The organism is Labrys sp. LIt4 (assembly GCF_017813775.1).
In the GTDB taxonomy this organism is placed as follows: domain Bacteria; phylum Pseudomonadota; class Alphaproteobacteria; order Rhizobiales; family Labraceae; genus Labrys; species Labrys okinawensis_A.
In genome coordinates, this window is sequence record NZ_JAGIPY010000004.1 from 166,854 (window position 1) to 191,712 (window position 24,859).

Consider the following 24,859-nt stretch of genomic DNA (forward strand, 5'->3'; position numbering starts at 1 on the left):
GCCATGGCAGATGAGGGGTTGTGCGTGCCGGACGGAACGGTTGTCAATTCAATCGAAGTTCGCGATGTGCGGAAGGTTTTCGGCGCTGGCGATAATGCCTTCGTCGCTCTGGATACGGTAAGCGTATCCATTCGCCAGAATGAGTTCTTCACCCTGCTCGGGCCGTCGGGCTGCGGCAAGACCACGCTGCTGCGCCTGATCGCCGGGTTCGACTTTCCCACATCCGGGCAGATCCTGCTCTATGGCGAGGATATTGCCGGTCTGCCGCCCTTCAAGCGGCCAGTGAACACAGTATTCCAGAGCTATGCGCTCTTCCCGCACATGTCGGTGGCCGAGAATATCGGCTTCGGTCTGGAGATGCTCGGCAAGCCTAAATCCGAAATCGGCGCCCGCGTCGCCCAGATGCTGCGCCTGGTGCGCATGGAGCACCTCGCCGACCGCAAGACCAGCCAGATCTCCGGCGGCCAGCAGCAGCGCGTCGCCCTCGCCCGCGCCCTGGCGCCCCAGCCCAAGGTGCTGCTGCTCGACGAACCCCTGTCGGCCCTCGACTACAAGCTGCGCAAGGAAATGCAGCTCGAATTGAAGCGCCTGCAGCACGAGACCGGCATCACCTTCATCTTCGTCACCCATGACCAGGAGGAAGCCCTGGCCATGTCGGACCGTATCGCGGTGATGTCGTCGGGGCGGATCCTGCAGGTGGGCGCCCCACGCGACATCTATGACACGCCGGCCGAGCGCTTCGTCGCCGAGTTCATCGGCGAGACCAATTTCATAGAGACCGATTTTCTCGGCCGCGACGGTGCCCAGGCCCGCGTCAAACTGCCCTCGGGACGTGAGATCCGCGCCGGCCTCAGCGACGGGCACCAGCCCGCCGACAAGACCTGGCTGGTGGTCCGCCCCGAACATGCCCAGCTCACCGGCGCCGAGGGCGCACTCCTGGCCGGCACGGTGGAGAATGTCGTCTATCTCGGTACCGATACGCATTTTCACCTGCGTCTCGACCACGGCCCCCGCTTCACCGTGCGCCGGCAGAATACCAGCGCCCAGGCCGCGGGCCATCACGCTTCCGCCGGCTCGAACGAGAACTTCCAGCCGGGCCAGCGCGCCGGCGTCACCTTCGCCGAAGGCACAGCCCGGGTGTTGAGGGACTGATGACAGAGGCCGCCGAAATCGCATCCAAGGCCCGGCGGAATGAAATCCGCAATCGCTGGCTGCTCTCCACCCCCGCTTTGCTGGTGATTCTGCTCGCGGCCACCGGCCCGCTCCTGATCGTGCTGGTCTATTCCTTCCTGGAACCCGGCCCCTATGGCGATGTGAAATGGAACTTCTCCACCGAGGCCTGGACCTCGGTGTTCTTCGAACGCGACATGTTCGACGACACGCTGTCGCTGGCCGGCGCCCATCTCACCATCTTCTGGCGTTCGGTGAAGCTGGCGCTGATGACCACGCTGGCCACATTGGCGCTCGGCTTTCCCACCGCCTATTTCATCTCGACGCGGCCGGCCCACCGGCGCGACCTCTGGCTGTTCCTGATCACCATTCCGTTCTGGACCAACCTTCTGATCCGCACTTTCGCCGTGCAGCAGATCATCCGCAACGAAGGCCTGTTCAACGCGGTGCTGATCAAGCTCGGCGTGATCTCGGCGCCGCTGCAGATCCTCTATACCGATACCGCCATCCTGGCCGGCATGATCAATGTCTATCTGCCGCTGATGGTGCTGCCGATCTATGCCAGCATGGAGAAATTCGACTTTCGCCTGGTCGAGGCGGGCTATGATCTCTATGCCAGCCGCTTCCAGGTGCTCCGCCGCATCATCATTCCACTGACCAAGCCCGGCATCGTCGCCGGCTCCATCCTGGTGTTCATCCCGGCGCTCGGTGCCTATGTCACGCCGAACCTGCTCGGCGGCGGCAAGAACATGATGCTGTCCAACCTGATCGAGCTGCAGTTTGGCCAGGGCCGCAACTGGCCGCTGGGCGCCTCGCTCTCCATCACGGTGATGGCGATCGTGATGGTGGCGCTGCTGGTCTATGTGCGCAACACCGGCGGCTCGGGGGTGAAACATGGCTGAGCCCTTCTCCATCCGCCGCCAGCCCGGCTTCACCACCATCGCGCTCGTCTGCTTCGTGCTGCTCTATCTGCCGATCGTGGTGATGGTGATCTATGCCTTCAATGAAGCGACGTCGGTCTCCACCTGGGGCGGCTTCTCGCTGAAATGGTTCGTGGCCGCCTGGAACAACGACCAGGTGGTCGACGCCACCTTGCGCTCCTTCCAGATCGCCACCATCGCCGCAGTGCTCTCCACCGTCTGCGCCACCATGGCAGCGCTCGCGACCACGCGCACCGAAGCCTATCCCGGCCTCACCTTCACCTATTCGGCCATCAACCAACCGCTGATGGTGCCCGAGATCGTCACGGGCGTGGCGCTGCTGATCTTCTTTTCGCGCATCAAGATCGTCACCGGTTATGATGGGCTGGCCTATCTGATCGCCGCCCACACCGCCTTCTGCGTGCCCTTTGCCTATCTGCCGATCCGGGCCCGCCTGGAGGGCATGGACCTCACGCTGGAGCGCGCCGCTGCCGATCTCTATGCCACGCCATGGCAGGCCTTCCGGAGGGTGACTCTGCCGTTGCTCTGGCCCGGCATCCTCGCAGGCCTGATGCTGGCCTTCGTCACCTCGCTCGACGACGTGGTGATCACCGAATTCGTCAAGTCCGGCGGCCAGGATACGCTGCCGACCTACATGCTCGGCCAGCTGCGCCGCGGCGTCACACCCGAAGTCAACGCGCTGTCGACGGTCTTCCTCCTCCTCTCCGTCGTCATCGTCACGATTTTCTTCTTCATCAGCAGGAAGAAAGACTGAGACGGCGGCGGGGCGGGGATCGAACCTCGTCCGCTGCCCTATCACCAACCAGGTTGGGGCAAAAGAGCTCAAGCCGGTGCCCCGGCTTTGCAACGGGAGACAGGAATGAACTGGAAATCGACGGCCACAGCTGCCGCCCTGGCGCTGCTCGCATCCACGAGCCTCGCCAGCGCGGAGGGCGCGCTCAACATCTTCAACTGGGGCAATTACACCAGCCCGGAGATGATCAAGAAGTTCGAGCAGAAATACAACGTCAAGGTCACCATCACCGACTACGATTCCAACGACACGGCGCTCGCAAAGGTGCGCCAGGGCGGCACCGGCTATGACATCGCCGTGCCCTCGCAGAACTTCATCCCGATCTGGATCTCCGAGGGCCTCGTCCAGGAAGTCGATCCGTCCAAGATGGAGAACTTCAAGAACGTCGCCAAGGAATGGGCCGATCCGCCCTTCGATCCCGGCCGCAAATATTCCGTGCCGTGGGCCTGGGGCACGGTCGGCGTCGCGGTCAATACCGACGTCTACAAGGGCGACATCAACACCTGGGGCATCATCTTCGACACGCCGCCCGAGCTGAAGGGCAAGACCAATGTCGTGCCGGAGATGAACGACGTCATCCACGCCGCCATCCGCTACAATGGCGGCAAGATGTGCGACGGCGACAAGACCTTGCTCAAAAAGGTGCGAGACACGCTGGTCAAGGCCAAGCCCAACTGGATCGCCATGGAATACAACACCATCGAAAAGATGGGCGCCGGCGATTTCAAGGCCACCAGCGACTGGAACGGCTCGGCCCTGCGCCAGCGCCTGGCCCATCCGCAGATCCACTACGGCTATCCCAAGGAGGGCGTGCAGCTCTGGAGCGACAATATCGTTGTGCTGAAGGAGGCCAAGAATGTCGAGAACGCCAAGCTGTTCATGAACTTCATGATGGACCCGGAAAACGCGGCGCTGAACTCGGCCTTCCACCGCTATGCCAACGGTATCGCGGGTTCGGAGAAGTTCATGCCGGCCGACATGAAGGATGCGCCTGAAGTCAACGTGCCCGAGGCGATCATGAAGACCGCCGAATTCTCGCATGCCTGCCCGCCCGAAGTAACCGAGCTCTACAGCAAGATCTGGACCGAGCTGCAGAAGTAAGGGCTCGACGTCTCGACCGAGCAAAATGAAGCGCTATTCCCTTCTCCCCTTGCGGGAGAAGGTGGACCGGCGCAGCCGGGCCGGATGAGGGGTCCGCACCGCCCTCTCGGCAAGGTTGCGTTTCTCCCCTCATCCGCCCCCAGGCTTCTTACCCGGACGCGTGCTCTGAAAGGAGCACGCTGCGGCACCTTCTCCCGCAAGGGGAGAAGGCTGGCTGCGCCGCACCCTGATCTCCCATCAATTATTGACGCCTCTTCAGCACCCATGCCTCATTCAGCTTTCGAATCCGCCTACGGTTTTTCCCGCAATGCCGTACAGCTCTCCAATTGGCGCCAGGCGCCCTGGAATGTCTGGGCCTTCCGCAACGTTTCCGAACTGGTCCCGTCGGCGCGGATCTCGGCCGGCATCGTTAAGCCCGAAACACCGGATGCCGATCCCTCCGGCCTGCTGCGCGAGAGCCTGACGATCGGCGGCGACAGCCGTTCCATCGCCGATTTCCTCACCATGACCTCCACCGATGCCCTTGTGGTGATGAAGGCGGGCCGTTTCGTGGCCGACTATCAAGCCGCGCATTTCACCAGCGCGAGCCGCCACATCGTCTTTTCGATTTCCAAATCGCTGACCGCGATCCTGGCCGGTGTCGCCGAGGACGAGGGCCTGCTCGATCCCGAAGCGCCCATCGTCGACTACGTGCCCGAGGTCGCCGGCTCGGCCTTTGCAGATGCCAGCGTGCGCCATTTGCTCGATATGCGCGTCAGCCTCGCTTTCGAGGAAGCCTATCTCGACCCAACCGGCGAATTCGCCCGTTATCGGCGCGCCACTTTGTGGAATCCCTCCGCGCCGGGTCAGGATCCCGGCACGCTGCTCGGCTTCATCGCTTCCATGCCCAAGGGTGCCGGCGCGCATGGCGGCCCCTTCCGCTACCGCTCGCCCAATTCCGACCTGCTCGGCCTTGTGGTCGAACGAGCCAGCGGCGAGCGCTATGCCGATTACGCCTCCTCGCGCCTGTGGCAAAAGCTCGGCGCCCGCCAGGACGGCAGCGTCACCGTCGATGCAGCGGGCACGGCGCGCGCCGCCGGCGGCGTGAGCATGAGTGCGCGGGACCTTGCGCGTGTCGGCGAAATGATGCGCCGGGGCGGCGATCTCGAAGGCAGCCGCATCGTCTCGCAGCGCTGGGTGGAGGATACCTGCCGGAGCGGCGGCAGCGCCGAGGCCTGGCAGCAGGGCGATTTCGTACATCTGCTCGGCCAGGGCCGCTACCGCAACAAATGGTACCAGACCGGCTACGCCAATGGCGCGTTCCTGGCCATCGGCATTCACGGCCAATGGCTCTATGTGAACCCGGCCGCCGAGGTGGTGATCGTCAAGATGTCGTCGCAGCCCGAACCGGTCGACGACGCCACCGACAAGCTCAATCTCCAGCTGTTCGAGGCCCTGGCCACCAGGGTTTGAGCGCGAGGCCGGCGGGGAGCCGCACCGCCACCAGCCAGAATACCAGGCCGCAGAGAGCACCCATCAAGCCGAACCCGCTGGCTACCCCGGCCAGTTCGGGGCTCACGTTGGAAATCCACTCGGTGCCGAACATCAGATAGACCGAGCTTACGGCCGCGACGATCGCAGCCGCCGCCATGTAAGGCCAGGCTGCCCGCCAGCCGAGCAGATGCATGAGGGCGCGCGTCAGCAGCGCCGGCAGGCCTGCGAGCAGCACGGTCATATAAGCCAGGAAGCCGACCAGGGTCGGGATATCGCCGGCATCGCCGAGGCTGGTGTCAGAGTGAACCATCATTGCGCCGATATAGATCAGGGCCGCGGTGAGCGAAGCCACGCCGATGCCGATGATGGTGAAGGCGAGGTGGACGAAGAAATTCAGAACCGGGCGGGGCTTCGGCGCCGCAGGGGTTGCATCGGCCATCATCGTCAATGTTCCTGACCCTATCAAACCGGCCCTTACCGCAATCGGACTACCCGGTCGCTGTTGGGAGCGAAGCAATCCACGGTCCGAAATCGAATCCCAGCGACCCCGCTAGTTCCTGTCGGCACAGACATAGCCGCCCCGTCTCCTCGACGTTGTATCCGGCGCAACAGCAAGAGGTGCATGCACCTGCCCTCACGTCTCCACGATGCGGGCGCGGCGATGGGCGCGCAGCAGGCCCTGGATGGCCGCCGCGGTTTCCTCGATCGAACGGCGGGTGACGTCGATCATCGGCCAGCCGCGCTGGGAAAACAGGCGGCGGGACTGGGCAATCTCCTCGGCCACGGCCATGCGGTCGGTGTAGGTATCGACATCGTGATGCGGACTGAGGGTCAGCACGCGGTTTTCGCGGATCTGCACGATGCGCTCGGGCGAAGCGAACAGGCCTACGATCAGCGGGTTCTTGAGATGCTCGACCTCCGGCGGCAACGGCACGCCCGGCACCAGCGGAATATTGGCGGTCTTGACGCCGCGATGGGCCAGATAGATCGAAGTCGGCGTCTTCGAGGTTCTGCTGACGCCGAGCAGCAGCACGTCGGCTTCCTCGTAATCGGTCGGCATCAGGCCGTCATCATGCATCATCGTGTAATTGAGAGCGTCGATGCGGCGGAAATAATCGGCGTTCAGCACATGCTGGGCACCGGGCTTCACCATCACCTCGGTGCCGAGATAGGACTTGAACAGATCGAAGATCGGCTGCAGCACCGACAGCACCGGCGCGCCCATCTCACGGCAGCTGCGCTCCAAGCGCTCGGCCAGTTCGGGTTCGACCAGCGTGTAGAGCACCACGCCGGGATTGGCTTCGATCTCGGCGATGGTGCGATCGAGATCCCGCTCGCTGCGCACCAGCGGATAGATGTGCTCGAGCGCCGAGACCGCCGGATATTGGGCAGCGACAGCCCGCCCGGCCATGATCAAAGTCTCGCCGGTGGAGTCCGAAACCAGGTGAAGATGGAAGAAGCTTCTTGTGGCCATGACAGGACGTAGCGCGGGATGGCGCTGTGGACAAGTGGGGACAGGAGAAGGGCCTTAACCCGATCTTAAGAAGGGCTGTGGAAGAACTCGATCTTTCATCAACAGGCTGATCGCTTGGGATGGGATTCCGCGCGCTCGGCTGCAAAAGACTCATAAGGCGCTAAGTGGGACTCTGCGCCCTCCCCCCGGCCTTGCCGCCAGCACCTTGATTCAATAGCCGGAATCCGCGTTGTTCTCTCCCGATTTTTCGCACCGAATTTCCGGCGTCACACCTGTGTCGCCTGTGAATAGATTGTGGACGGCAAGGAAGCACGGTAAACGAAGCGTTAAGAAGAAAGAGAATGAAGATTCATATCTCTCTCTTTTATTTTCTTTGGCGGTAGGTCGGATCGGGCGAACCCTTTCGCCGGGCTGAATTCCCGAGCGCCCCTATGAGTGGATCCGTACACGCCAGCCACGTTTCAATCTTTCAGCGGGGCCAACCGGCCGAAGCGTCGGTTCGATCCATTGGCCCTGTTTGGTGTTGCCGAGAAAGCCTGACCGACATGACCAAACCTCTCCTCGACGTTCTTGCCGGCAAGGCCCAGCCGGTGCCGCCAATCTGGCTGATGCGCCAGGCGGGCCGTTATCTGCCGGAATATCGAGCGATCAGGACCAAGGCCTCGGGCTTTCTGAACTTCTGCTACACGCCGGATCTCGCCGTCGAGGCGACCTTGCAGCCGATCCGGCGCTTCGGTTTCGATGCAGCCATCCTGTTCTCGGACATTCTGGTGGTGCCCGATGCCCTGGGGCAGACGGTCTGGTTCGAGGAAGGCGAAGGCCCGCGGCTGGAGCCGGTCACCAATCTCGCCGGCCTGGCCAGGCTCAAGACCCAGGTCGATCTCGACCATCTGGCGCCGGTGTTCGAGACGATCCGCCAGGTCAAGGCAGCGCTGCCGGCCAACGTGACCTTCCTCGGCTTTTGCGGAGCGCCCTGGACGGTGGCGACCTATATGATCGCCGGCCGCGGGGTGAAAGACCAGATGCCGGCGCGCCTCGCCGCCTATCAGGATCCGGCCTTCTTCGCCGCCCTGATCGATCGGCTGGTTGCGGCTTCCATCGATTATTTGTCGGCCCAGCTTGAAAATGGTGTCGACGCTGTCCAGATATTCGACAGCTGGGCCGGCATCCTGCCGCCGGATGAATTCGAGCGCTGGGTGATCGGACCTGCCAGGCGCATCGTCGAAGGCGTCAGGGCGCGCCATCCCGAGGCGCGCATCATCGGCTTTCCGCGCGGTGCCGGTTCCTTCTATCGTGATTATGCGCAGGCTGTGGCGGTGGATGCTGTCGGGCTCGACTGGGCAGCCGATCCGGCCTGGGCGGCGCGCGAGGTGCAGTCCGTTAAGCCGGTGCAGGGCAATCTCGATCCGCTGGCGCTGGTAGCGGGCGGCGATCCTCTGAGCCGGGCGCTCGACCGCATCCTCGACGGCCTCGCCGCCAAGCCCTTCATCTTCAACCTCGGGCACGGCATCGTGCCGCAGACGCCGATCGCCCATGTCGAACAGATGCTGAAGCGAATCAGGGGCTAGGGTTGCTAAGGTGCTGCCAGAGCCGCGAAGACGCTACCGCCTTCTCCCCTTGGGGGTGTCGTCAACTCCCTTGTCGACTAGAGGTGTCCCAAAGGGGCGGATCAGGGGAGAAACGCCTCGCTGGCACGGGATCGCACGACCTCTCATCCCCCTACCGGGACCCGAGGCACTTCCGTGGGAGTGCCAGGTCCCGCGAGGAGAGAAGGAAATCGATCCTTTCGGGTTGGTTCGAATAGCAGGAACGACGTGATGGAATATGGCAGCACGGCCTATGATCTCGTAAAGGCGGGGCACATCATCGCCGTGATCGCCTGGATGGCGGGCATGCTCTATCTGCCGCGGCTGTTCGTCTATCATGCCGAAGCTGCCAAGGGCTCGATCCAGAGCGAAACCTTCAAGGTGATGGAGCGCCGCCTGCTCAAGGCCATCATCAACCCAGCCATGGGCGCGACCTGGATTTTCGGCCTGCTGCTGGTGTGGTCTTCGGGCTTCTACCACCAGCCCTGGTTTCATGCGAAGTTCCTGCTCGTACTGGTGCTTTCGGGCGTGCATGGCTGGTTTTCGAAGCTGACGCGCGAATTCGCCGAAGACCGGAATGTGCGTCCTGCCAAGTTCTTCCGCATGATCAATGAAATTCCCACCGTGCTGATGATCCTGATCGTCATCCTGGTGGTGGTGAAGCCCTTCTGAGGATTTCGCGCTTTTTCGATATTTGGCCGGTCCGCCCGCTTGCCCAGGCGCGGGGCCGGCTGTATAAAGCGCTTCTCCTTCCATTGCAGGCTGGCGTCTTGAGGGTATGGGTGTCGAACCCGGCCACGGCGCTGACGCAAGACTAAGTCTGGCGATAACAAGACCTGTTCCCCCCGAAAATCCTTCTGACCGCGCTTTTCAATGCGCGTCATGAAACGAATCGATCCCCAACAAGGACCCCCATGCGGGAAATCAAACTTCAGGATCTCAAATCCAAAACCCCAATCGAAATGCTTGCCTTCGCGGAGGAACTCGAGGTCGAGAACGCCTCCTCGATGCGCAAGCAGGAACTCATGTTCGCCGTGCTCAAGCAGCTCGCCAATCGCGAGGTCGAGATCGTCGGCGAGGGTGTCGTCGAGGTGCTACAGGACGGCTTCGCCTTCCTGCGCTCGCCGGAAGCCAATTATCTGCCCGGCCCCGATGACATCTATGTGTCGCCCTCGCAGATCCGCAAATTCGGTCTGCGCACCGGCGATACGGTCGAGGGCATCATCCGCTCTCCCAAGGATGGCGAACGCTACTTCGCCCTGCTCAAGGTCAACACGATCAATTTCGAAGATCCGGACAAGACCAAGCACAAGATCAATTTCGACAATCTCACGCCGCTCTATCCCAACCAGCGGCTGAAGCTCGAAATCGGCGACGCCACCAAGAAGGACTATTCCTCGCGCGTCATCGATATCGTGGCCCCGATCGGCAAGGGTCAACGCGCCTTGATCGTGGCGCCGCCGCGTACCGGCAAAACGGTTCTCCTGCAGAACATCGCCCAATCGATCACCGCCAATCACCCCGAATGCTATCTGATCGTGCTGTTGATCGACGAGCGTCCGGAAGAAGTGACCGACATGCAGCGTTCGGTGAAGGGCGAGGTGATCTCCTCCACCTTCGACGAGCCGGCCGCCCGCCATGTGCAGGTTTCGGAAATGGTGATCGAGAAGGCCAAGCGCCTGGTCGAGCATGGACGCGACGTGGTGATCCTGCTTGATTCGATCACCCGCCTCGGCCGTGCCTACAACACCGTGGTGCCGTCTTCCGGCAAGGTGCTGACGGGTGGTGTCGACGCCAATGCCCTGCAGCGGCCCAAGCGCTTCTTCGGCGCGGCGCGCAACATCGAGGAAGGCGGCTCGCTGACCATTATCGCGACGGCCCTGATCGAGACCGGCTCGCGCATGGACGAAGTCATCTTCGAAGAGTTCAAGGGCACCGGCAACTCGGAAATCATCCTCGACCGCAAGGTCTCGGACAAGCGCGTCTTCCCGGCGATCGACATCACCCGCTCGGGTACCCGCAAGGAAGAGCTGCTGGTAGCGAACGACATCCTCAAGAAGATGTATGTGCTGCGCCGCATCCTCAATCCGATGGGCACGGTCGATGCCATCGAGTTCCTGCTCGACAAGCTCCGGCAGACCAAGCTCAATGCGGACTTCTTCGATTCGATGAATACCTGAGGCGTCCAACCCGGATGGCTTGCGAACGGCCCGGCAGCGAATGCCCGGGCCGTTTTGCTATGGGCATCGATTCGGACGCGGAACGGGAAATGACAGTGGAATGAGTCGTAGGCACCTTCCTCCCCTGCGGGGGAAAGTGCCAGGAAGGAGCGGATGAGGGGCGGTGGGCAACTCTCGAGATATGGGCCAACACCCTTATTCGTCATTGCCGAATGGGAGGAAGCAGCTGCGGCCTACCCTGACGATAAAAATGAGCTGTCCGCGATTAACCCTGTTTCACGTGAATCACCCTCACGGCCTGATTCACGTGAAACAGGCGCAAGATGATTCACGTGAAACAAGCCTCGATCGCACTCAGCCGCCCTCGGCTCGCATGGCTTTGATGGTTTCCGACAAGCCCGCCTCATCCCTGATGGGCAGTGAGCAGCGCTGGCCGGAGCAGACCAAGGCTGCGGGATGACCATCGATCCCGGCACTGCGCACGGCGTGTCCGGCCGGTAGCTCGTCGGCACTGGTCGCCCGCAAAATGATCCGGCCTGGGAAAGGCTGATCGAGGGCGGCCCGGTAAAGCTGATCCGCGGCCTGCCCAGTGCCCACCACCACGATTTCCAGACCGTGGAGCCTGAGGTCGAGGGCGTTGAGCAGGGAGGCATGCCCGAAGACATTGCCGGCCATGGCTGGCGACAGGGCCGTCAGCACCTCATCTGCGCGGCGGAGCCAGCGATCCTCGCCGGTCAGGGCGGCGAGACGGACAAGATTATCCGCCATGATGCCATTGGCGTTGGGAACGGCGTCGTCGAGCGTGGAACGCGGCCGGGTAACCAAGGCCGCGGCATCCGCCGCGGTGAGGAAATAGCCGCCCCCCTCGGCATCGGCGTAGTCATGCTCGATGGCCTGGGCCCAGCCGAGGGCGTGATTGAGATAGGCCGGCCCCGCCCCGCCTTCATACAGGGCGAGCGCTGCACGGATCATGGCGGCAAGATCGGTGGCCAGACCCGGCTTCAGCAATCGCCCCTCGCGCCAGGAATGGCCGAGTCGCGCTCCGTCGGCCATGGATTCGGCGACGAAACGAAAGGCATCGCGAGCGAGCGTGAGCCAGTCCCGCCTTTCGAATATCACGGAGGCGCGTGCAAGCCCCGCAATGGCGAGGCCATTCCAGTCGGCCAGGACCTTATCGTCGCGGGCGGGGGCAATACGCTTGGCCCGCTCGGCGATCAGCCTGGGCCGCAGATCCTGCCAGCCGATCGCGAGGGCCGGTTCGAGGTCGGGCTTGCCGAGGCGATTGGGGATCGACTGGCCCTCCCAGTTGCCGCCATCGGCGATGTCGAAGGCGTGGGCGACGAACTCGGCATCGTCCATGCCGAGGATCTCGATGAGTTCATGGGGCTTCCAGACATAGAAACGGCCTTCGTGGCCTTCCGAATCGGCATCGAGAGAGGCCGCGAAAGCGTGACCGTCACCCGCCATCATCTCGCGCTGCAGCCACTCGACCACCTCGATGGCCGCTTGGCGGTAGAGATCGCGTCCGGTCTCCAGCCATGCCAGGGCCAGCAGCTCGAGCAATTGGGCGTTGTCGTAGAGCATCTTCTCGAAATGGGGCACCAGCCACCGTTCATCGACGCTGTAGCGCGCAAAACCGCCGCCGACATGATCGCGGATGCCGCCCTGGCAGATGCGCTCCAGCGTCAGCAGCATCAGCTTGCGGGCCTCGCTGCCCGGCCCGCCGCGCCAAAGCAGTTCGAGATAGGAGGCATTCGGGAATTTCGGTGCCCCCTTGGTGCCGCCATCGACCGGATCGGTAATGCCGGCCAACGCGCTGATCGCCTGGGCGAGGCTATCGGCTCCGAAAGCGCGATCGCCGCGCTGGGGGATGCGGTTGAGCACGCCGAGCAGCGCCTCGCGATTGCGGCCGACCCGTTCGAAATCGGTGTGATAGGCCTTGGCGATGGCCCGGAGCACGTCGACGAAGCCGGGACGGCCATAGCGCGATTCAGGCGGAAAATAGGTGCCGCCCCAGAAAGGTTCGCCGCCAGGCGTGAGGAACATGGTGAGAGGCCAGCCGCCCTGCTCCCCGAGAGCATGAAGGGCCGTCATATAGATCTGGTCGATATCCGGCCGTTCCTCGCGATCCACCTTGATGTTGATGAAAAGCTCGTTCATGACAGCGGCGATGTCGGGATTCTCGAAACTCTCATGCGCCATGACATGGCACCAATGGCAGGCGGCGTAGCCGACGGAGAGCAGGATCGGTTTGTTCTGGGTCCGGGCCAGCGCCAGGGCCTCTTCCCCCCAGGGCTGCCAATGCACGGGATTGCCGGCGTGCTGGATCAGATAGGGGCTGGTTTCATGAGCGAGGTTGTTTTGCAGCGCGTTGGACATGAGGACAGCCTCCCTTTTCTGACTAGAGTATGGGGTCGCCAGCCGGGAAGTGAAAGCGCGGCGGCGTCGCCAGGGGCGGAATCCGCCGGGATCGGCGGAGGCTTTGGGCATGGCTGAGACCATTGTCGCGCTTGCGTCCGGGGTCGGCCGCGCCGGCATAGCCGTGATCCGGCTGTCGGGTCCCTCGGTTCGATTCGGACTGGAAACGATTGCGGGGGGTGTGCCGCAGCCGCGCCGCGCTGCATTGCGGCGCCTGAAGGATCCCGAAAGCGGAGAAGTGCTCGACGAGGCGCTGGTGTTGTTTTTTGCGGGGCCGGCCAGCTTCACGGGCGAGGATGTCGCCGAATTGCAGGTGCATGGCGGCCGGGCGATCATTTCCGGGGTGATCGCTGCCCTGACCGCCCTGCCCGGCTTTCGCCTGGCCGAGCGGGGCGAGTTTACCCGGCGGGCCGTTGCCAATGGCCGCATGGATCTCACCTCGGCAGAGGGCATTGCCAGCCTGGTCGAGGCCGAGACAGGGAGCCAGCGACGGCAGGCCCTGCGCCAGGCGGGCGGCGCGCTGGAACGGGCGGCGACGGCCTGGAGGCAGCGCCTTGCTGCCCTGCTGGCGCTGATGGAGGCCGAGATCGACTTTCCCGACGAAGAGGACGTCCCTGTCCTGTTCCAGTCGGTCCGGTCCGGCGCCGGGGGCTTGCTGGCGGAGATCGAGACGGCCTTGCAGGGCGCACGCAGTGGCGAGCGGCTGCGCGAGGGTGCAGTGATGGTGATTGCGGGCCCGCCCAATGCTGGCAAATCCACACTGCTCAATGCCCTCGCCCGACGCGATGTCGCCATTGTCTCGCCGATTGCCGGCACCACCCGCGATACGCTGGAGGTGCATCTCGACCTTGGCGGCTACCCGGTGACCCTGATCGACACCGCCGGCCTGCGCGAGACGGTGGATGTGGTGGAGGCGATCGGCGTGGAGCGGGCGCGGGCAAGCCTGGACCGCGCCGATCTGGTGATCTGGCTGGAGGCCGGCGATGCCCGCGCCGACCCACCCGATCTGCCTGTTCCTCTCCTGCGCGTTTTCACCAAGCAGGACGGCGGCCAAGCTCCCCTGCCCCAGACGCTGCCGGCAGCCTTTGAGCTTGGCTTGTCGGCCCGCAGCGGCGCCGGTATGCCGGCTTTGCTCAAGCGGCTCGAAGAGGCGGCGAGAGCAGCTCTGGAAAGCGGCGAGACGGCTTTGGTGACGCGGGAGCGGCATCGCCGGGAACTCGAGATCGTGAAGGCCCATCTGGCCTCGGTGCAGGCGGCTGATGAGACGACTCCGGTGGAATTCGTCGCCGAGGATCTGCGCCTGGCCGTGCGGGCCATCGGCCGTCTGACAGGTAGGGTCGATATCGACGAGATCTATGACGTGATCTTTCGCGAATTCTGCATCGGCAAGTGAGCGGAACGAAGCCGATCCAGCCGCCCCGCCCCGGCATTCCGATTTCCAGGATGTGATTGAAAGCGAAGCAATCCGGGGCAGAGAAACGCTGCATCCATGGCTTCAACATTGCTTCTCTTCGCTCGCAATGGCGGTGGAATAACAAAATTACCACCAGGGCTGGGGTTTTGACGCGGAGGCTGCTTCGGCGTAATAGCTGCAGCCGAAACACGGATATTTTGCGCGTCATTGCGAGCGCAGCCCCGGATGACGGGCGAATGGATTCGATGATGAACCGGCAATTCGATGTGATCGTGGTAGGTGGGGGTCATGCCGGCTGTGAGGCGGCGGCGGCGGCTGCGCGGCTTGGCGCGCGGACAGCGCTCATTACCCATCGGGCCGAGACCATCGGCACCATGTCCTGCAATCCGGCAATCGGCGGGCTCGGGAAGGGACATCTCGTGCGCGAGATAGACGCGCTCGACGGTTTGATGGGACGGGTCGCCGATCAGGGCGGCATCCAGTTCCGCGTCCTCAACCGGCGCAAGGGACCGGCCGTGCGCGGTCCGCGCGCGCAGGCGGACCGTGCGCTTTATGCCGCCGCCATGCAGGCGGCGATTGCCGGGCAGGCCAACTTGACCGTGATCGAAGCCGAGGTCGACGATCTCGAAATCGCGGAGGGCCAGGTCCGGGCCGTATCGACCACCAAGGGCGATCGATTCGGATGCGGATCGGTTGTTCTCACCACCGGGACCTTTCTGAGCGGTGTCATTCATATCGGGGATATCCGCATCGCGGCCGGCCGTGTCGACGAAGCCCCCGCGCTCGGCCTTTCCCGGACCCTCGCCCGCATCGGCTTCGAGTTGGGGCGACTGAAAACCGGCACCCCGGCCCGTCTCGACGGCCGAACCATCGACTGGGCCTCGCTCGAGATGCAGCCCGGCGATGAGCCACCGGAGCCGTTCTCGACCTTGACTACGCATCTGCCCAATCCGCAGGTTTCCTGTGGCATCACCCGTACCACGCCGCAGACCCACAAAGTCATCCAAGAGAATATCCATCGCGCTCCGATCTATTCGGGACAGATCGAAAGCCGCGGCCCACGATATTGCCCGTCGATCGAGGACAAGGTGGTGCGCTTCGGCGAGCGGGACGGCCATCAGATCTTCCTGGAACCGGAGGGCCTGAACGACCATACCGTCTATCCCAACGGCATCTCGACCTCCCTGCCCGAAGACGTGCAACAGGCCATGCTCGCGACCATTCCGGGCCTGGAAAAGGTCCGGATGATCCGTCCCGGCTACGCCATCGAATATGACCACATCGATCCGCGCGAGCTCGATGCCACGCTGGAGGCGCGGCGAGTGCGCGGGCTATTCCTGGCTGGCCAGATCAATGGCACCACCGGCTATGAAGAAGCGGGCGCTCAGGGTCTGGTCGCCGGTCTCAATGCGGCGCGCCGGGCGGGCGGTGGCGACGGCGTCGTTTTCCGTCGCGACGAATCCTATATCGGCGTTATGATCGACGACCTCGTCACCCGCGGCATCAGCGAGCCCTATCGCATGTTCACCTCGCGGGCCGAATATCGCCTGACCCTGCGGGCGGATAATGCCGACCGGCGTCTGACCGATCGCGGCCTTGGCCTCGGCTTGGTCGGTGCAGAGCGGGAGACGGCCTGGAAGGCCAAGCAGGCGGCTTTCGATACAGCCTCGGCCTGGAGTCGATCCGTTTCGGTGACGCCCAATCAGGCCGAGGTGGCCGGTATTCGTATCAATCGCGATGGCGTCAGGCGCTCCGCTTTCGATCTCCTTGCCTATCCCAATGTCGGTTTCTCCGATCTCGCCCGTCTGTGGCCGGAGGCGGCCCAGTTCGATGATGCCGTGCTGGAGCAGGTCGAGATCGAAGCCAAATATGCGGTCTATCTGGAGCGGCAGAGGGCGGACGTGGCCGCCTTTCGTCGTGATGAAGACATTGAAATTCCTAGCGATTTCGATTTTCAGTCCGTGGTCGGCTTCTCTAACGAAACCCGACAGAAATTCGCCAGCGTACAGCCGCGTACCATCGGTCAGGCAAGCCGGATCGACGGCATCACGCCTGCAGCCACCACTCTTTTGCTTGCCGCCCTTCGCAAACGCAAACAGAGGACGGCCTTGTGATCGATTCGGACTCGTATCGAATCCTGATCAACGGCGCTCGAACTGACAGTACAGTTAGATCCTATTTCAGGAGTGGACCGCCCGGCGGGGATCTACAGTCATTCGGCTGAAGCCGAATGGGGGTCAAGCTAGGGACTGACACCCGTATCCTGATTGCTGATGCCCGACAGCCGCAGCGTTGGATTACTCCAGGTCCTGCTTGCCTCAACGAGTGGTATCAGCCATGGTCCGGGGCATGACACTCGATCTCGATCGCCAAGAAGCGCTGCAATCGCTCCCTGTTTCACGTGAAACAGTTGGAGACTTGGATCTCTATGTCGAGGCACTGCAGCGCTGGCAGAAAATCAAGAACCTGGTGGCGCCATCGACCCTTTCTCAGATCTGGAGCCGGCATATCGCTGATAGCGCGCAATTGCTTCCCTTACTCGGCGATGCCAGGACGGTTGTCGATTTCGGCAGTGGCGCGGGGTTCCCTGGCATGGTTCTGGCGATTGCGAACAAGGCTGTTCCGGGTTTCCGCGTGCATCTGGTCGAGTCAAACGGCCGGAAGGCGTCCTTCTTGCGCGAGGTGGCGCGGATAACCCATGCGCCCGCGACCGTGCATGCGATACGGATCGAGGATTTCGTTTCGAACTGGCAGGGCCGGGTGGATCTAGTCACGGCCCGCGCCTTGGCGTCGTTACCCGAATTGCTCGATTACAGCGCGGAGCTGTTGAAAACGGGGGCCCGGGCTCTGTTTCTCAAGGGTCAAGATGTAGAGCAGGAATTGACCCAAGCAACCAAATATTGGAATATCCAGGCGCAATTGATACCGAGCCTTACTGACTCGGCCGGGCGAATTGTTTCGATCAACACCGCGACAAAGCGCCCGGGCGAGTGACATTTAGATACCGTTTCCACGCTTTAGGCTGCAGGAAAGATGGGTGCCATGACGTTGCCGCGTATTCTCGCTATTGCCAACCAGAAGGGTGGGGTGGGCAAGACCACGACGGCCATTAATCTCGGCACGGCGCTCGCCGCCATTGGCGAGGACGTGCTGATCATCGATCTGGATCCCCAGGGCAACGCTTCAACGGGCCTGGGCATCGGCATGAAGCAGCGGGTAAGAACCACTTACGACGTGATGGTAGGCGATTGCGATTTGCGGGCGGCGATCGTCGAAACTGTGGTGCCGCGCCTGCATATCGCACCGTCCAATATGGACCTGCTCGGTGTCGAACTTGAAATCGCCGGTGAGCGCGACCGCGCGTTCCGTCTGCGCAAGGCCATTCACGCCCTGGCTTCCTCAGGTGATGTCCCCTGCTCCTATGTCTTGGTGGACTGCCCACCCTCACTCAATCTTCTCACCGTGAATGCGATGGCAGCTGCCGATGCTGTACTGGTTCCCCTGCAATGCGAATTCTTCGCATTGGAAGGGCTGTCGCAGCTGCTGCGTACGGTGGAGCAGGTACGCAACTCGCTGAATCCGCATCTCAGCATTCACGGCGTCGTGCTGACCATGTATGACGCCCGTAACAATCTTTCCGGGCAGGTTATGGCAGATGTCCGCGACTTCCTTGGGGAAAAAGTTTACCAGACGGTGATTCCGCGCAATGTTCGCGTGTCGGAGGCCCCTTCCTACGGCAAGCCGTCGCTGCTCTACGATCTCAAATGCCCGGGCAGCCAGGCCTATGTTCGTCTCGCCTCCGAAGTGATTCAGCGCGAGAAATTGCTGCGTGCCGCGTAAGGAACGACCATGACGTCCGACGATAAAATGCGCCCAAGGCTTGGACGCGGCTTGGCCGCCCTGATCGGCGATGCAGGTGATGAAGGCGCGGCGATCGAGCGGGCACGCGGCCAGCGCCGGGTGCCGACGGGTTTCCTGCGGCCCAATCCCAAGAATCCGCGTCAGAATTTCAGCGAGGAAGAACTCGAAGATCTCGCCAATTCCGTTCGAGAGAAAGGTATCATCCAGCCCATCCTGGTTCGTGCCGTGGCAGGCAGCATGGATGCCTACGAGATCATCGCCGGGGAGCGGCGGTGGCGCGCCGCACAGCGCGCCGAACTTCATGATGTACCCGTAACGATCGTCGAGGCATCCGACAAGGAGGCGCTTGAACTTGCCATCATCGAGAACGTCCAGCGGGCTGACCTCAACGCCATCGAAGAAGCGATCGGTTATGACCGCCTGATCGAGGAATTCTCCTATTCTCAGAACGATCTCGCCAAGGTGATCGGTAAGAGCCGCAGCCATGTGGCCAACACGCTGCGTCTGCTCAAGCTTCCCGATACGATCAAAGCCAATGTGGTCAATGGCAAGTTGACGGCGGGGCATGCTCGCGCGCTCCTGTCAGTTTCGGATCCCGAAAGTGTCGCCCGGCTGATCATCGATGAGAACATGTCGGTGCGCGATGCCGAGAGCATCGTGCAGGATCAGTCACAAAGTGCCGGCAAGACGTTGAGGGCGCGCAGCCGTGTCGAGAAAGATCCCGATACCATCGCCCTGGAGCGAACGATCTCGGACGTTCTCGGTCTCAAGGTCGTGCTCGATCATCGTGGCGATGGCGGCGAGCTGAAGATTCGCTACAAATCGCTCGAGCAGCTCGACGATCTCTGCCGCCGGCTACGTGGCTAGAGGTTTTGCCATCCGGCGAGTCGAAAGGCGATAGCGGAGAACATGCGGGACCAGGCTGAACAGAGCCTGGGCGCGACCCTAGCACCCCAGAGGCCATGGGGCCGGCGAGAGCGGCTTCGCCTCTCGCCTCGAAATCACCGCCCGGCCACCTGTTATCACCGGCGAGACGCCTCATCTCAGGCGTCGCGCCACCCCATCGAGTGCCATTTTTCATGCAGATCACGCTGACAACCTGGAATATCAATTCGGTCCGCCTGCGCATGGGGCTGGTGGAGCGGTTCGTGAGGGAGAAGAACCCGGACATCCTGTGTCTGCAGGAAACCAAGGTCGAGGACGGCAAGTTTCCCCTCAACGATGTGCGCAAGCTGGGCTTCGAGCATATCGCCTTCAACGGCCAGAAGGGCTATCACGGCGTGGCGATCTTCTCGCGCCTGCCTTTCGAAACGGTCGACAAGCGCGAGTTCTGCCAGAAGGGAGATGCGCGTCATATCTCGATCCGCCTCGGGGCCGCGGCCGGACTGAAGCAGCCCCTCACCGTTCACAATTTCTACGTGCCGGCGGGCGGGGACATTCCCGATCGCGAGCTCAATCCGAAGTTCGGGCACAAGCTCGATTTTCTCGCGGAGATGCATGCCTGGTTTGCCGGCGACTTTCCCCAAGCCAATGGTCGTGCTCTGCTGGTGGGGGATTTGAACATCGCACCTTTCGAGCATGATGTCTGGAGCCACAAGCAGCTTCTCGACGTCGTCTCGCATACGCCGGTGGAAACCGAGGCGATGAAGGCGATGATCGCCGTCGGGGGCTGGATCGACCTGATGCGTGAATTCACGCCCGAACCGGCCAAGCTCTACACATGGTGGAGCTATCGCGCCGCCGACTGGATCGCCTCCAATCGCGGCCGGCGACTCGATCATATCTGGGCAAGCCCTGGCCTGGCCGGCACGGCCCGGTCAATCGAGATTCTCAGCGAAGCCCGTGGCTGGGAGAAGCCTTCCGATCACGTACCCGTCACCGGCGTCTTCGAAATCGACTGACAGCATTTGGGGAAGCACCTGATGAGCTCTTCTCGGACGCGCGGATGTTCTCGTCCGCCCTTCGAGGCGGGGGCTAATTGGCTGGCAGGAGCGGACAAGGACGTCCTGTGGCGCGGTTCTGTCCGCCTCGACATGGTTGACAGAAAACTAAGCCGGCAAGGTAACGTAGGGCGCCCGCCGTTAATCCCCGCGGAAAGTGCAGCCGAACCCTGAACGAATCACCGACGAATCGGCAAGGGCCCAGGCTTTTCCCAGTGGTCGCGCGATCGAGCGATACTGGCCCCGCGGACGTAAAGTAGCACACCGGAACGCGGCAAATGGGCATTCCCGCTTCGATTCCGTGCGGAATGTACCAAAAGCGCTACCTAGCGGGGGAGATGGCCGGTTCTCCGCCGAGTGGACACAAGCCAATCGATAGTCGGCTAAAAAGAGCGCGGACCTGGCCCCGCCGACGACCAAATCCCAACTGTGCCGGGATCGACGCACCCGAGCTTAACCTCGCTGTCCCGCTTCGGGACAGCCCTATACGTTTCAGTCTGCGTCGCCTCCAAAGCGGGAGGCGGTGAGGGTCAGACGGCCGATCTGGGTGCCGATGATGATCTTGAACGGAGCGAGCACATGGGTCTCGCCAATCGGCGCCAACCATAGTTCGATATCGCGATTATCGACCATGAACTTGGTCTGGGAGCGCGCAGGCCGGTGCCCTGCGATCGGCACATAGCGCGCCGAGCAGACGATGGCGGGGCCGGCATAGCCCTTGCCGCTGACCTGCTCGGTACGGGCATAGGAGAGCTTGATGTCGAAACGCTGCGCGCCGTCGAACACCGGAAGCGAGCGCCGGCATGCCGAGGCATCCAGGACCGCGCCGCCGTTGACGGGGACCAGCACGGCGGAAAGCGGGTCGATCACGCCATGCTTGTCGGCGTCCGTGAGCGGCACGCGATCCTTGCGCGGCGGCAGGTCCGGCTGCAGCTGGAGGGCGGTAACATTGCCGCCTGCGAGCGCCATCTGCACGGATTGCGGCTTCTTGCCCGCCACGGAGGTGAGGGTATAGGCCGTCGGCCGGACCTGGCTGGAACCGAGCTTTCCCGACGAGGAGGCCGAGCCGCGCCCGTCACTGATCAGCCGGATCAGACCGCCCACCTTCGCGGAGGCGTCGATCTTGTAGGGGCCGCCATCGCTCAGATTGATGGCGAGGTTCGCCGTGCCGATGGGGAAGCCCGCAAGGGTGACACCGTAGTTTATCGCTGTCCTGGTACTGGCTGCCACCGCCAGGGAAGGCGCCAGGCCGGCGGCGATCAAGAGGCTGGCGCCGAGCGCCGATCGAAAGAAATGCGATATCGTCACGCCGGTCTCCGGGAGCCGCTTATGGCGACGGATCCGAATTCGGGTTCGGGGCCCGGCGCCATAGGTTGTTGTCGTCGCGTCATTCTCGCCGAAAACGGCGTCCACTTTTCGGCACGAGGCTGCAGTCGGCGAGTCCGTCATGCGCATGGAATCTTCCACATACATTCTAACAAGGTAAACGTTGCGTAAATCTTGCCGATGCCATTGCTGCCGAAGCTATCTTGGCGCCCATTGGCTGAATGGCCGATGAATCAGAGATGGCGCAATTGTGTCATGAGGAGCGCGGGCATCCGGATCGCCCTCCTGCCGCCGCTCGGCCCGTTCCAAAATGCGGACATCGCGACATGCAATCATAGGCTGAGACGTACGCCGTTCGGTGAAACGCCCGCTGGCGCCGCCTACAAAGCCGTCGCCGTCAGCTCCCGGCCTTGGTGCGCCTCGATCCGCACACGCATGAAGCTGCCCGCGGCATCCGGCCTGTCGGGACGCACGGCCGCGAATTGCATGGTGCGGCCCATGCCGCCGCGTTCCATCAGGATCTCGCGGGTCTCGCCGATCTCGCCGGCAAGAAAGCGTGCCATCGCTCGGTCGCCAGCCTCCCGCAGGCGGGCGGCGCGCTGTTTCACTTCGGTCCCGTCGACGGGCGGCATGCGCGCCGCCGGCGTGCCGGGGCGGGGCGAGAAAGGGAAGGCATGCAGATAGGTGATGCCGCACTCCTCGATGAGATCGAGCGAACGGGTGAACATCGCCTCGTCCTCGGTGGGAAAGCCGGCGATCAAATCGGCTCCGAATACGATGTCGGGCCGAAGGCGCCGGGCCTCGGCGCAGAAGCGGATCGCATCCTGGCGCAAATGCCGGCGTTTCATGCGCTTGAGAATGAGATCGTCGCCGGCCTGCAGGGACAGATGCAGATGCGGCATCAGCCGGTCTTCCTCGGCCAGGGCCCGCATCAGATCGGAATCGGCCTCGATCGAATCGATGGAGGACAGGCGCAGGCGCGGCAGTTCCGGCACCTCGCGCAGAATGCGGCGCACCAGCGTGCCCAGGGGCAGGGGATCGGCGAGATCGGGGCCATAGCTGGTGAGGTCCACCCCGGTCAGCACGATCTCCTTGTAACCGGCCTCGACCAGGCGGCGGATCTGCGCGATCACCGTCTGCGGGGGCAGGGAGCGCGAATTGCCGCGGCCGAAGGGAATGATGCAGAAGGTGCAGCGGTGGTCGCAGCCATTCTGGATCTGCACGAAGCCGCGTGCCCGGCCCTCGAAGCGCTCGATCTCGGGTAGGGCGATGTCGTCGGCCGCCATGATGTCGGAGGTTACGAGCTTGCCCGAAATCTCGTTCAGGGATGCCCAGGTCCGGGCCTTCAGCTTTTCGGCATTGCCGACCACGAAGTCGACTTCCGGCATGGCGGTGAAGCGGCTGGCATCGGTCTGCGCCGCGCAGCCGGTGACGGCGATCCGCCGCTCCGGGTTCTCGCGCTTGAGCCGGCGGATGGTCTGCCTGGCTTGGCGCGCCGCCTCGGCCGTCACCGCACAGGAATTGACCACGGTCAGATCGTCACGCGAGCCGATGGCCGTCTTCATCGCCTCGGATTCGTGAATGTTGAGGCGGCAGCCGAAGGTGACGATCTCGGTCATGCCGCGTCGGCGAACCAGGAGGCCGCGAAGCGGCCTTCATGCTCGAGTGCCGCCGCACCGGTCATCAGCACGTGGCCATCGGCCTCGCGCCATTCGATCAGGAGGTCGCCACCCGGCAGGCTGATGCGGGTCTTTCGTCCGGTGAGACCAAGCCGCGCCGCAGCCACGCCGGTGGCGCACGCGGCCGAGCCGCAGGCGCGGGTGAGGCCGGCACCGCGCTCCCACACGCGCAACACGATCTGGCTGTTGTCGCGCACCTGGGCGATCGAGACATTCACCCGCTCGGGAAACAGGGGATCGTGCTCGATGGCCGGGCCGATGGCCGCGAGGTCGATCTCGGCGGGGTCCCGGTCGATCCAGAACACCGCATGGGGATTGCCCATGCTCACCACGCTCGGCGATTGCAGGAGGGGAGCCTCGGCCGCGCCATAGGCATAGTCGATCGCCCTGGTGTCGCCGGCGTCCCGGGCCAGGGGTATCGCCTGCCAGTCCAGGGCCGGCGGGCCCATATCGACGGTAAAGTAGTCGGCGGCGAAATCCGCTCCCGCGCGCCGGGCCTCGACCAGGCTGGTCGGCGTCCGCAGCATCAGGCGGTCCTTGCCGAGCACCGGCATCAGATACCAGGATACGCAGCGCGTGCCGTTGCCGCAGGCGCCGGACTGGGAACCGTCACTGTTGAAGATGCGCATGAAGGCGTCTGTTCCCGCCTGCTGCGGCGGATAGAGCACCATCAGCTGGTCGAACGGCTCATGCGCCGCAATGGCGCGGGCCTCCGCCGGCGTGACGGCATGCGACCCATCGGTGAGATCGAGCACGACGATTTCGTTGCCGATGCCGTTCATCTTCAGATAGGGGCGGTTGGCGAGGCCAGACATGGTGCTTCCGAGTGGTTGAAGGCCCTTGATATAGGGCAAAAGCCCCTGCGAACCAATGGGGTGCCGCTCAGCCCGTGGCATGCCCGAGTTCGAGACGCAGGATCGGCCGCTCCGGCGTCGGAGAGGGGACAGGCCGGAAACCGAGCCGTTCGAAGGTGGTCATGAAGCCCGTGGAGGATGAGGAAGGCGACATGCGTCGGTCGATCGGATAGGCCTCGATGATGGTGGCGCCGCCGCTGCGCCCGAAGTCGATCGCCTCCTTGACCAGGTGGGAAGCGACGCCCTGCCGCCGGACGTCCTTGGCGACGTAGAGACAGGAAATCGACCAGACCGGCTTGCGGTCCGGAGATCGCAGCCGCCAGAGGCGGTCGATATGGGGGATGGAACGGCGCGGCCCGATCTGGCACCAGCCGACAGGGTCCGCGGCGACAAAGGCCAGCAGGCCCGGCGGCGGTCCAGCCTCGACCACGGCCCGGAAGGCGTCGCGATTCTGGGCGCCTGCCTGCCGGCGATAGAGGCTCCCGATCCGCCAATACATGCACCAGCAGCCGGATTTTGCACCCTTCTCGCCGAAGAGGGTCTCGAAGGCGGGCCAAAGTCCGGCGGTAAGGGGGCGGGTGGTCAGCTCCATGCGCAGGTCTCCTTCCCGTGGCATCCAACCATGATCGTTCGAGGGCAGTCGGCTTGC

21 protein-coding genes are annotated in these 24,859 nt (G+C 63.3%); 14 read left to right on the forward strand and 7 right to left on the reverse strand.

Going from position 1 to position 24,859, the window contains the following annotated elements:
• Positions 1-3 precede the first annotated feature (3 nt).
• The 5 genes from J8I29_RS09150 to J8I29_RS09170 all read left to right on the forward strand — a co-directional run bounded on the left by J8I29_RS09150 (position 4) and on the right by J8I29_RS09170 (position 5,457).
• Entirely contained in the window at positions 4-1,152 is a 1,149-nt protein-coding gene (locus J8I29_RS09150; RefSeq protein WP_209431418.1) for an ABC transporter ATP-binding protein, read from the forward strand.
• Entirely contained in the window at positions 1,152-2,072 is a 921-nt protein-coding gene (locus J8I29_RS09155) for an ABC transporter permease (RefSeq protein WP_209431419.1), read from the forward strand. Before J8I29_RS09150 ends, J8I29_RS09155 begins: the two co-directional genes overlap by 1 nt.
• Entirely contained in the window at positions 2,065-2,865 is an 801-nt protein-coding gene (locus J8I29_RS09160; protein WP_105860943.1) for an ABC transporter permease, read from the forward strand. Before J8I29_RS09155 ends, J8I29_RS09160 begins: the two co-directional genes overlap by 8 nt.
• Positions 2,866-2,970: 105 nt before the next feature.
• Positions 2,971-4,005, forward strand: coding sequence for an extracellular solute-binding protein (locus tag J8I29_RS09165; RefSeq protein WP_105860944.1), 1,035 nt, complete (start codon positions 2,971-2,973; stop codon positions 4,003-4,005).
• Between the two features lie 264 nt (positions 4,006-4,269).
• Entirely contained in the window at positions 4,270-5,457 is a 1,188-nt protein-coding gene (locus tag J8I29_RS09170; RefSeq protein ID WP_209431420.1) for a serine hydrolase, read from the forward strand.
• On the opposite strand, the gene J8I29_RS09175 is transcribed toward J8I29_RS09170, so the two are convergent.
• Positions 5,417-5,920 carry a hypothetical protein gene (locus J8I29_RS09175; protein WP_209431421.1) on the reverse strand — a complete coding sequence of 168 codons (504 nt, stop codon included), beginning with the start codon at positions 5,918-5,920 and terminating at the stop codon, positions 5,417-5,419. The two genes, J8I29_RS09170 and J8I29_RS09175, sit on opposite strands and share 41 nt — an antisense overlap.
• 192 nt (positions 5,921-6,112) lie before the next feature.
• Positions 6,113-6,952 (reverse strand): pyruvate, water dikinase regulatory protein, encoded by an 840-nt coding sequence (locus tag J8I29_RS09180; protein WP_105860947.1) that lies wholly within the window; start codon positions 6,950-6,952, stop codon positions 6,113-6,115.
• A gap of 545 nt (positions 6,953-7,497) precedes the next feature.
• Between J8I29_RS09180 and hemE the strand changes: the two genes are divergently transcribed.
• From hemE to rho, 3 genes are all read left to right on the forward strand, one after another.
• The gene (gene hemE, locus J8I29_RS09185; RefSeq protein WP_209431422.1) at positions 7,498-8,520 is read left to right on the forward strand and encodes a uroporphyrinogen decarboxylase; all 1,023 of its coding nucleotides are present in this window, start codon (positions 7,498-7,500) and stop codon (positions 8,518-8,520) included.
• Positions 8,521-8,769: 249 nt separating this feature from the next.
• Complete coding sequence (gene hemJ / locus J8I29_RS09190; RefSeq protein WP_105860949.1) at positions 8,770-9,210, forward strand: protoporphyrinogen oxidase HemJ; 441 nt, start codon at positions 8,770-8,772, stop codon at positions 9,208-9,210.
• 242 nt (positions 9,211-9,452) lie between these two features.
• Positions 9,453-10,718 carry a transcription termination factor Rho gene (gene rho, locus J8I29_RS09195; RefSeq protein WP_105860950.1) on the forward strand — a complete coding sequence of 422 codons (1,266 nt, stop codon included), beginning with the start codon at positions 9,453-9,455 and terminating at the stop codon, positions 10,716-10,718.
• A 354-nt stretch (positions 10,719-11,072) separates the two neighbouring features.
• Here rho and J8I29_RS09200 read toward each other — a convergent pair whose 3' ends face one another.
• Positions 11,073-13,097, reverse strand: coding sequence for a thioredoxin domain-containing protein (locus tag J8I29_RS09200; RefSeq protein ID WP_209431423.1), 2,025 nt, complete (start codon positions 13,095-13,097; stop codon positions 11,073-11,075).
• A gap of 109 nt (positions 13,098-13,206) precedes the next feature.
• Between J8I29_RS09200 and mnmE the strand changes: the two genes are divergently transcribed.
• The 6 genes from mnmE (at position 13,207) to xth (ending at position 20,312) form a co-directional block, all read left to right on the forward strand.
• Positions 13,207-14,529 (forward strand): tRNA uridine-5-carboxymethylaminomethyl(34) synthesis GTPase MnmE, encoded by a 1,323-nt coding sequence (gene mnmE, locus J8I29_RS09205; protein WP_209431424.1) that lies wholly within the window; start codon positions 13,207-13,209, stop codon positions 14,527-14,529.
• A gap of 269 nt (positions 14,530-14,798) precedes the next feature.
• Positions 14,799-16,664 carry a tRNA uridine-5-carboxymethylaminomethyl(34) synthesis enzyme MnmG gene (gene mnmG / locus J8I29_RS09210; RefSeq protein WP_209431623.1) on the forward strand — a complete coding sequence of 622 codons (1,866 nt, stop codon included), beginning with the start codon at positions 14,799-14,801 and terminating at the stop codon, positions 16,662-16,664.
• 235 nt (positions 16,665-16,899) lie between these two features.
• Complete coding sequence (rsmG, locus tag J8I29_RS09215; protein WP_209431425.1) at positions 16,900-17,544, forward strand: 16S rRNA (guanine(527)-N(7))-methyltransferase RsmG; 645 nt, start codon at positions 16,900-16,902, stop codon at positions 17,542-17,544.
• A 39-nt stretch (positions 17,545-17,583) separates the two neighbouring features.
• Complete coding sequence (locus J8I29_RS09220) at positions 17,584-18,390, forward strand: ParA family protein (RefSeq protein WP_280870104.1); 807 nt, start codon at positions 17,584-17,586, stop codon at positions 18,388-18,390.
• 9 nt (positions 18,391-18,399) lie between these two features.
• Entirely contained in the window at positions 18,400-19,278 is an 879-nt protein-coding gene (locus J8I29_RS09225) for a ParB/RepB/Spo0J family partition protein (RefSeq protein WP_105860954.1), read from the forward strand.
• Between the two features lie 212 nt (positions 19,279-19,490).
• Complete coding sequence (gene xth / locus J8I29_RS09230) at positions 19,491-20,312, forward strand: exodeoxyribonuclease III (protein WP_209431426.1); 822 nt, start codon at positions 19,491-19,493, stop codon at positions 20,310-20,312.
• 531 nt (positions 20,313-20,843) lie between these two features.
• On the opposite strand, the gene J8I29_RS09235 is transcribed toward xth, so the two are convergent.
• The 4 genes from J8I29_RS09235 to J8I29_RS09250 all read right to left on the reverse strand — a co-directional run bounded on the left by J8I29_RS09235 (position 20,844) and on the right by J8I29_RS09250 (position 24,802).
• Entirely contained in the window at positions 20,844-21,659 is an 816-nt protein-coding gene (locus J8I29_RS09235; protein ID WP_209431427.1) for a DUF3108 domain-containing protein, read from the reverse strand.
• 398 nt (positions 21,660-22,057) lie between these two features.
• Complete coding sequence (gene mtaB / locus J8I29_RS09240) at positions 22,058-23,296, reverse strand: tRNA (N(6)-L-threonylcarbamoyladenosine(37)-C(2))-methylthiotransferase MtaB (RefSeq protein WP_209431428.1); 1,239 nt, start codon at positions 23,294-23,296, stop codon at positions 22,058-22,060.
• Positions 23,293-24,171, reverse strand: coding sequence for a diaminopimelate epimerase (gene dapF / locus J8I29_RS09245; RefSeq protein ID WP_209431429.1), 879 nt, complete (start codon positions 24,169-24,171; stop codon positions 23,293-23,295). Before dapF ends, mtaB begins: the two co-directional genes overlap by 4 nt.
• A gap of 67 nt (positions 24,172-24,238) precedes the next feature.
• Positions 24,239-24,802, reverse strand: coding sequence for a GNAT family N-acetyltransferase (locus J8I29_RS09250; RefSeq protein ID WP_209431430.1), 564 nt, complete (start codon positions 24,800-24,802; stop codon positions 24,239-24,241).
• Between the last annotated feature and the right edge of the window lie 57 nt (positions 24,803-24,859).